We start from the raw sequence: 6,658 nt of genomic DNA on the forward strand, positions 1-6,658 counted from the left end.
GAGAGGTCAGGTCAGCGACGTCACCTGCATGATCGCGTCGGCGAAGGCCCTCGGCGCTTCCTGCGGCAGGTTGTGCCCGATGCCGCCGCTGATCGTGCGGTGCTCGTACGGGCCGGTGAACTGCTTGGCGTACACCTGAGGTTCCAGGTGGGGTGCGCCGTTGGCGTCGCCTTCGAGGCTGATGGTAGGCACCGTGACGGCGGGCTTGTCGGCCAGCCGGTCCTCCAGGTCGGCGTACTGCGGCTCGCCGTCGGCCAGGCCCATCCGCCAGCGATAGTTGTGGATCACGATGTCGACGTGGTCGGGGTTGTCGAGGGAGGCCATGCTCCGGTCGAACGTGGCGTCGTCGAAGGTCCACTGCGGGGACGCCGTCCGCCAGATCAGTTTGGCGAAGTCCCGCAGGTTGCGGGCGTACCCCTGACGGCCCCGGTCGGTGGCGAAGTAGAACTGGTACCACCAGGCGTGCTCGGCCGCAGGGGGCAAGGGTGCCTTGCCCGACTCCTGACCGTCGATCAGGTAGCCACTCACCGCGACCAGGCCGGCGCAGCGGTCCGGCCAGAGGGCGGCCACGATGTCGGCGGTGCGGGCACCCCAGTCGAACCCGGCCACCGTCGCCTGCGGCACGTCGAGGGCGTCCAGGAACGCGACGGCGTCGCAGGCCATGGCCGCCGGTTCGCCGTTGCGGACGGCGTCGGGCGAGCGGAAACTCGTCGTGCCGTAGCCGCGCAGGTGCGGCACGAGCACCCGGTGGCCGGCATCGGTGAGCAGCGGCACCACCTCGGCGAAGCTGTGGATGTCGTACGGCCAGCCGTGCAGGAGCAGGACGACCGGTCCGTCCGGCGGTCCGGCGTCGACGTACCCGACGTTCAGGACACCCGCGTCGATCTGCCGCACGTCATCGAACAAGGTCCCGCTCCTCGCCCTCGATCACCGACCGCTCCCTCCGGACGGTAGGGCGCGAGGGAAGGCGACGACGACGGTTCCGGCAAGGAGGCGGGAGTCGCTGCGGCGCTGACTACAATCCCGCGTCGACGTTGGCCCGCAGCAGGGCGAGCAGCCCGTGACCGTCCTCGATCCAGACATCCGGCGCCAGCTCCGGCGCGTCGGGTTCGCGGTCGGTGCGCGGCGAGCGCATCAGGACCGCCGCCCCGACACCGGCCCGCCGCGCGCAGGCGATGTCCCGGTGCAGGCTGTCACCGACGAACCAACACCGATCCACCGGTACGCCGATGGCGTCGGCGGCCAACGCGGCGAAGCGCGGGTTCGGCTTCCGCAGCCGCGTCTCGTCGCTGTAGAACTCGGCGACGAAGCGGCCGGAGAGTCCGGCGGCGGCCAGGAAGTCGCGGTGGGCGGCACCGCAGAGCGCGTTGCTGACCACGGCCATCGGCACTCCCGCCTCGGCGGCGGCGGCCAACGCCTCGGGGATGCCGGGCCGCACCTGCCACTCCGTGCGCCACGTCGACGCGTACGCCAGCGGGGTGGCCTGCCGTGCGACGGCGGCCCGGGCCGGTTCGGGCCAGCCGTGGGTGACGAAGTCCGCCCACACCCGGTCGTGCGTCAGCTCCATCGGCTCGGCCGAGACGCCGGTCTCGTCCCGCCACCGCCCGTACGCCCGCGCACCCGAGGTCAGGTCGGCCGCGATCCGCTCGTCCGGCAGGACACCGTCGATCACCTCGGACATCCGCCGGACGACCTCCGGCGACGCCCATCCGTTCCCCGGCGCGTCCGCCAGTACGCCCCCGAAATCCAGCAACAGTCCGCCCGGCGCCCGCATCATGCCCCCATCCTCGCCCAGACCGTCACCGGCGACGGGCCCGGTGTGGAGATCCGCCGATCCGCACCGGTCAGGGACGTACCCGGCTCAGCGCCCAGGCGACGAGACCGGTCACCACGCCCACGATGACCCCGGTGAAGACGCTGCTGATGGTGGCGAAGAACCGGACGACGACCGTCTGTACTCCCGGTGCCAGGTCGGTGAGGTTGCCGCCGAGCGTCGGCGGTTCGTCGAAGGCGACGTCCCAGAGGAGCTGGTGGGTGACCGCCAGCAGGACGCCGTAGCAGAGACCGACCGCGAGCAGGGTCAGGAACGGGTTGGGTACCCTCCGGACCAGCGCCACCGTGATCCAGACGACCGGCGGTACGACCACCAGCAGCAGGTTGACGAAGGTGCGCTCGTGCACCAGGCCCAGGTCGTGCAACACCACCCTGGGCAGGCCGAGCAGGGCCAACCCGAACAGGGCGAGCAGCGGCAGACCGAGCATGGAGCGGTGCGACGAGGTAGCGGTCATGCCGGCAACGCTAGGGACGGCCGGGTCGCCTGCCATCCGCACGCGGACCCGATCGCGGTACGTCGGGAGGCGACCCCGGACGTCGCCCCGCGACGACTCCGGAGCGCCCCGTCCGCGCCGTACGCTGGGCCGGTGAGCGGTCAGCCGAGCCAGTCTGCGGTACGCCGGGTCCGGCCCTGGCTCACCGACGTCCTGCTCGGCGTGGGCGTCACCGCCGTCGTCTCGGTGGTCATCACCGCCAACGAGGGTGGGCGGCAGGAGCCGGACCGGATCGCCTACCTGTGGGCGGTCGGTCTCGGCGCGCTGATGCTGGCCCGCCGCCGCTACCCGGTGGTGGTGCTCGCCGTCACGGTGCTCGGCCTGTTCGCCTACTACGCCGCCGGCTATCCGGCGGTCGGTCTGGCCGTGCCGGTCGCCGCCGCCCTCTTCTCCGCCGCCGAGCAGGGCCGCCTCGCTGCCTCGATCACCGGTGCCGTGGTGGTGGTCGTCGTGTCCGTGGTCGTCCGTCTCGCCGAGGGGCAGAACTTCTCCTTCGTCGTCGGCTACGAGCTGGCCGGTCACGTACTGCTGATGGGTGCGGCGATCGCGCTCGGCGACAGCCTGCGGTCCCGGCGGGCCGCGCAGGCCGACGCGCGACGGATCGCCGAGCTGACCGGGGAGCGCTACCGGCAGGAGGCGGACGCCCGGGTGCAGGGTGAGCGGCTCGCGATCGCCCGGGACCTGCACGACTCGCTCGGCCACACCACCTCGGTGATCGCGCTGCACGCCGACGTCGCCCGGGAGGCGCTGGGCCGCGACGAGGAGGCCACCCGGTCGGCCCTGGAGCTGATCCGCGCCACCGCCCGCCGGAGCATGGACGACCTGCGGCGGACCGTGGCCCTTCTCCGTCGGGACGACGACCCGGCCCGCACGGTCGTGTCGCTGGCGCACCTCGACGCGGTGGCCGGGGCGGCCGGTGCCGCCGGGTTCGACGTCGACGTGCGGGTCGACCTGCACTCCGCGCTGCCGGCGCCGGTGGAGGCCGCCGCGTACCGGATCGTCCAGGAGGCGGTCACCAACGTGGTCCGGCACTCGGCGGGCAGCCGGGTGGAGATCCACGTCGCGCAGGACGACCGGCAGGTGACGGTGTCGGTCACCGACTCCGGCGCGGACCGGCGGAGCACCGACCGCGCGGCGGACAGCGGGCACGGCATCGCCGGGATGCGGGAGCGGGCCCAGAGCCTCGGCGGCTCACTCACCGCCGAGCACCAGCCCACCGGTTTCGCCGTACGGGCCGAACTGCCGTGGGCGGGTACGACGTGACGACCGTGCTCGTGGTCGACGACCAGGACCTGGTCCGGGCCGGGATCCGCACGCTGCTGGAGTCCGACGCGCGGATCCGCGTCGTCGGGGAGGCCGCCGACGGCCGCACCGGCCTGCACCTGGCCCGCCGGTTGCGGCCGGACGTGGTGCTGATGGACATCCGGATGCCGATCCTGGACGGGTTGGCCGCCACCGCCGCGATCCGCGCCGACGAGACGCTGACCGGGACGCGCGTGCTGATCCTCACCACCTTCGACGACGACGAGGACATCGTCGAGGCGGTCCGGCTCGGTGCCGCCGGGTACCTGCTCAAGGACACCGGCTCGGACGACCTGCGGCGAGCCGTGCACACCGCCGCAGCCGGTGGGAACCTGCTGTCGCCCACCGTCACCCGCCGGGTGATGGAACAGCTCGCCGCCGTTCCCCGGCTGCCGCCGCCGGACCCTCGACTGGCCGTGCTCACCGAGCGGGAACGGGCCGTGCTGGCCCGGGTCGGGCTGGGCGAGTCCAACGACGAGATCGGCCGGGCGCTGTTCATCAGCCCGGCCACCGCCCGCACGTACGTCAGTCGCCTTCTGGCCAAGCTGGACGCCCGGGACCGCACCGCGTTGGCCGTCATCGCCCATCGCGCCGGGCTCGACGACCCTGGCCACGCCTAATCGGATCGCCGTCGGGCACCCCGGGTCGTACGCTGCGGCCATGCTGCTGCGCATGTCGACCACGCTGATCCGGACGCTGCGCGAGGACCCGGCCGACGCGGAGGTGCCGAGTCACCGGTTGCTGCTGCGCGCCGGTTACCTGCGCCGAGCCGCCCCCGGCGGGTACACCTGGCTGCCGCTGGGCAAGCTGGTGCTGGACCGGGTCGCCGAGATCGTCCGGGCCGAGATGGCCGCGATCGGTGACCAGGAGGTGCACTTCCCGGCGCTGCTGCCGGCCGAGCCGTACCGCACCAGCGGACGGTGGACCGAGTACGGCGACGACATCTTCACGCTGGCCGACCGCCGTGGTGCCGAGCACCTGCTCGCCCCCACCCACGAGGAGTTGGCCGCGCTGCTGGTGAAGGACCTGTTCACCTCCTACCGCGACTTCCCGGTCACGTTGTTCCAGATCCAGACCAAGTTCCGCGACGAGGCCCGGCCCCGTGCCGGACTGCTGCGCGGACGCGAATTCCTGATGAAGGACGCGTACTCCTTCGACCTGGACGAGGCGGGGCTGCGCGCGGCGTACGACCGGCACCGGGACGCGTACCGGCGGGTCTTCGACCGGCTGGGCCTGGAGTACACGGTGGTGCACGCGACGTCGGGAGCGATGGGCGGTTCCGCCTCGGAGGAGTTCCTGGCCATCGCGCCCGTCGGCGAGGACACGTTCGTGGGCTGCACGGACTGCCACTACGCGGCCAACACCGAGGCGGTGACGACGCCCGCCCCGGCGGCCGGTGACCCGCTGGCCCGGCCGCCCGTCGAGGTGCACGACACCCCGGAGACGCCCACCATCGCCAGCCTGGTCGCGCTGGCCAACGACCGTCGACTCGCCGGACGCGACGACTGGACCGCCGCCGACACCCTCAAGAACGTCGTGCTGACCGTACGCCGACCCGGCGTTCACGAGACCGAACTGCTCGTCATCGGCGTGCCCGGTGACCGCGAGGTCGACCTCAAACGGCTCGCCGCGGTGCTGGCACCGGCCACCGTGGACGTCTTCGACGCCTGGGACGAGCGGCCCGACCTGGTCTGCGGCTACATCGGGCCGCAGGTCTTCGACAAACTCGGCATCCGCTATCTGGTCGACCCCCGGGTGGCGCCGGGCACCGCCTGGCTGACCGGGGCGAACGAGCCGGGGCGGCACGCCACGAACGTGGTCTGTGGCCGCGACTTCACCCCGACCGGCACCGTCGAAGCCGCCGACGTACGCCCCGGCGACCCCTGCCCCGCCTGCGTCGGCGGAAGCCTGACCATGCGTCGGGGCATCGAGATCGGACACATCTTCCAACTCGGCCGCCGCTACACCGACGCCTTCACGGTCGACGTCCTCGGACCGCAGGGCAAGCCGGTACGCCCCACCATGGGCTGCTACGGCATCGGGGTGTCCCGGGCGGTGGCCGCGATCGCCGAGCAGCACCACGACGACCGGGGACTGGTCTGGCCGGCGGCGATCGCCCCCTGCGACGTACACCTGGTGGCGGCCGGCAAGGGTCCGCAGGTCGAGGCGGCGCTCGACCTCGGCACCCGACTCGCCGCCGCCGGTCTGCGGGTGCTGGTGGACGACCGGGCGGGAGTCTCCGCCGGGGTGAAGTTCACCGACGCCGAGCTGATCGGCATCCCGCGCACCGTCGTGGTCGGCCGCCGCCTGGCCGACGGGTACGTCGAACTCCGTGACCGGTCCACCGGGGAACGTGCCGAGATCCTGGTAGGCGACCTGACGGAGCGTCTCGTTGAGGAGGTAGGCCGGAACGTGGTGTAGCAGTCACGTAACCGGGTAACGCATCCCGATCGGCAGAAGGTGTTCTGGAGGCTCTCATGACCGAGTATCGGGTCGTCGACGTGATGACCAAACAGGTGATCTACCTGTCGGCGGAGACCACACTGGACGAGGCCGCCCGGGTGATGCGGGACGCCGACATCGGCGACGTGGTGGTGACCGACGGTGCCGAACTGGCCGGCATCCTGACCGACCGGGACATCGTGGTCCGCGCGGTGGCGGAGAACGCCAGCGCGACGACCACCACCATCGGCGCGATCCTCACCCGCGAGGTGGTGATGATCGAGCAGTTCTGCACCGCCACGAAGGCAGCCGCCCTGATGCGCGAGCGCGGTATCCGCCGCATCCTCGTCTGCGACCACGAACGCAAACTGGTCGGCATCGTCTCCCTCGGCGACCTGGCGATGCAGCTCGACCCCACCTCCGCCCTCAGCGAGATCAGCGAACAGGCCCCCCAGGTGTGACAGGTGTCAGAAAGCGACAGGTGTAAGGAAGTGGGCTTCCCCCTGAGATGTGGACACCCTGAGACTGGATGTTGGTCCAGAGGAAGGGGTGTCCCCGTTGGGGCGTCCATCGAAGTACACGGAAGA

7 protein-coding genes are annotated in these 6,658 nt (G+C 72.1%); 4 read left to right on the forward strand and 3 right to left on the reverse strand.

The genetic code is table 11. From position 1 onward, the window contains the following. Positions 1-6: 6 nt before the first annotated feature. The 3 genes from ACFYTT_RS10835 to ACFYTT_RS10845 all read right to left on the reverse strand — a co-directional run bounded on the left by ACFYTT_RS10835 (position 7) and on the right by ACFYTT_RS10845 (position 2,288). Positions 7-906 (reverse strand): alpha/beta fold hydrolase, encoded by a 900-nt coding sequence (locus ACFYTT_RS10835; protein ID WP_131052542.1) that lies wholly within the window; start codon positions 904-906, stop codon positions 7-9. A gap of 109 nt (positions 907-1,015) precedes the next feature. Next, a complete protein-coding gene (locus ACFYTT_RS10840) occupies positions 1,016-1,777 on the reverse strand; it encodes an HAD family hydrolase (protein WP_387258630.1) in 762 nt (253 codons plus the stop codon). A gap of 67 nt (positions 1,778-1,844) precedes the next feature. Further along, positions 1,845-2,288, reverse strand: a complete 444-nt coding sequence (locus tag ACFYTT_RS10845) for a hypothetical protein (RefSeq protein ID WP_387258632.1) — start codon at positions 2,286-2,288, stop codon at positions 1,845-1,847. 132 nt (positions 2,289-2,420) lie between these two features. Here ACFYTT_RS10845 and ACFYTT_RS10850 point away from each other — a divergent pair, with 132 nt between their 5' ends. The 4 genes from ACFYTT_RS10850 to ACFYTT_RS10865 are packed head-to-tail and all read left to right on the forward strand — an operon-like array spanning position 2,421 to position 6,532. Beyond that, positions 2,421-3,590, forward strand: coding sequence for a sensor histidine kinase (locus tag ACFYTT_RS10850; RefSeq protein ID WP_131052539.1), 1,170 nt, complete (start codon positions 2,421-2,423; stop codon positions 3,588-3,590). Then, entirely contained in the window at positions 3,587-4,249 is a 663-nt protein-coding gene (locus tag ACFYTT_RS10855) for a response regulator transcription factor (protein WP_176092191.1), read from the forward strand. The genes ACFYTT_RS10850 and ACFYTT_RS10855 overlap by 4 nt, the downstream gene beginning before the upstream one ends. 40 nt (positions 4,250-4,289) lie before the next feature. Then, complete coding sequence (locus ACFYTT_RS10860) at positions 4,290-6,050, forward strand: proline--tRNA ligase (protein ID WP_387258635.1); 1,761 nt, start codon at positions 4,290-4,292, stop codon at positions 6,048-6,050. Between the two features lie 56 nt (positions 6,051-6,106). Further along, a complete protein-coding gene (locus tag ACFYTT_RS10865; protein WP_131052536.1) occupies positions 6,107-6,532 on the forward strand; it encodes a CBS domain-containing protein in 426 nt (141 codons plus the stop codon). Positions 6,533-6,658 lie beyond the last annotated feature (126 nt).

The sequence above is a fragment of the Micromonospora sp. NPDC003816 genome, from assembly GCF_042874705.1.
In the GTDB taxonomy this organism is placed as follows: domain Bacteria; phylum Actinomycetota; class Actinomycetes; order Mycobacteriales; family Micromonosporaceae; genus Micromonospora.

What these genes read in the sequence shown, in the direction of transcription:
- ACFYTT_RS10845 (WP_387258632.1), bottom strand. Translation starts at nt 2,288, where the DNA reads ATGACCGCTACCTCGTCGCACCGCTCCATGCTCGGTCTGCCGCTGCTC.
- ACFYTT_RS10865 (WP_131052536.1), top strand. Translation starts at nt 6,107, where the DNA reads ATGACCGAGTATCGGGTCGTCGACGTGATGACCAAACAGGTGATCTAC.
- ACFYTT_RS10840 (WP_387258630.1), bottom strand. Translation starts at nt 1,777, where the DNA reads ATGATGCGGGCGCCGGGCGGACTGTTGCTGGATTTCGGGGGCGTACTG.
- ACFYTT_RS10860 (WP_387258635.1), top strand. Translation starts at nt 4,290, where the DNA reads ATGCTGCTGCGCATGTCGACCACGCTGATCCGGACGCTGCGCGAGGAC.